Genomic DNA, 1,523 nt, shown 5'->3' on the forward strand with positions numbered 1-1,523 from the left:
GTGACTGATCAGGTGGTGGTTACGGCGGTGGGTAGCCAGGGACGGCCGGCGGCGAGTTCGGTGAGGGCGTTGATGATGTTGCGGCCGTGTGCGGTGGCGGTGGCGAGGTAGGAGCGGATCAGCGCGAATTGCTGGGCTCCGTCGAGGGTGCGTAAGCTCCCGGATACTTTCTGCCGGATCTTGACCATGCGGATCTGCTGCTCGGCGGCGTTGTTGTCGAACGGGGACCGCAGATCGACCGCGAAACGCAGGTAGTCGTCGATACGGTCGCGCATCCGGCGGCCGAGCGCGGTCAGTTTCCGGCCGGTCTTCGATGTCTCGTTCTGGTGGTCCTTGACCGCGACCAGGGCGGCCTGGCGAAACAAGCCGGCCTGCTCGGCCAGCAGAGACGGGTCGATCCCGGTCCGGCCCGCAGCGCGGGCGGTGTCAGCGGCGGTCTTGAGCGTCAGCAGCGCATCGGTTGCCTGCCCGGGCCACACCGCCTCGGGTGCCAGTTCGGTGGCGGCGGTCAGTTCGCGGAGCAGGTGCGCGCAGCACAACTGGTGTCCGGCCGGGGTGTAGGTGTCGTACGGGGCCCACGCGTCGTGCGCGGCGATCCCGGCCATCGAGGCCATGATCTGGCCGGCGTCGATCCCAGCCCGGCCCCGTTTCGGATGTACCCAGATCAGTGTGTACTTGCCAGTGGTGGCCACGTGCACCCAGTGCAGCCTGCCGGCGACCCGCAGCCCGGACTCGTCGGCATGAACGACGGGCGCGCTGGTCAACGCGTCACGGACCTGGTCGACGAACTCCGAATCGGCGAGGGCGTCCCCCGCGCGGGCGTGAGCGGCGGCGACCGCGCCAACCGACATCGGCACCCCGAACAGATCCGCCATCGCCTGCGCGGTGCGCGCCTGCGCCCCGAACAGCGCCTGCTGCAGATACACCGCAGCCGCGGTGGCTCGCGGCCCGTACTGCACCGGGGCGTCCACCCCGTCCGGAGCCCGGCCGGCAGTGACCTGCCCGCACCCGCACCGCCGCGACACGATCCGATGCTCGGTCACCCGCACACCGATGTCCGGCAGGTCGAACACCTGCCGGGCAGCCACCCCAGTCACCGGCGCCGCCGCCAGCCCATCACCGCATCCGCCACACGCGACCGGTTCATGCTCGATCCGCTCGTGCGGATCAGCGACCTGCCGCAACGTGCGACCTTCATGACCGGGTTGCCCACCCGGGCGCCGACCCGACCGCTGACGCAGCGACTTCGGCGCCGGCTTACCCAGGCCGTCCGACGACGGAGGCCGCGACGAGTTCGACGAGTCCTGCCCGAGACGAGCCCGCAGGTCCGCGTTCTCCGCCCGCAACACCGCGTTCTCCCGCCGCAACCCGGCGTTGTCCCGCTCCAACTCAACGATCCGCGCCTCCAAGCCGGCAAGCCGCTCAAGCAGCTCCACGACGGATGGCGTTCCGGACACCCCACCATGATCCAGACCAGACGGCGCAGGTCAAACCAACCCGCCGACGAGCACCTGATCAGTCAC

1 protein-coding gene is annotated in these 1,523 nt (G+C 70.2%); it reads right to left on the bottom strand.

The window, feature by feature from the left end:
* Window positions 1–8: 8 nt before the first annotated feature.
* The gene (locus tag ABGB21_RS36810; RefSeq protein WP_347681762.1) at window positions 9–1,457 is read right to left on the bottom strand and encodes an IS66 family transposase; all 1,449 of its coding nucleotides are present in this window, start codon (window positions 1,455–1,457) and stop codon (window positions 9–11) included.
* Between the last annotated feature and the right edge of the window lie 66 nt (window positions 1,458–1,523).

The sequence above is a fragment of the Plantactinospora sp. B24E8 genome, from assembly GCF_039871735.1.
Lineage (GTDB): Bacteria > Actinomycetota > Actinomycetes > Mycobacteriales > Micromonosporaceae > Plantactinospora.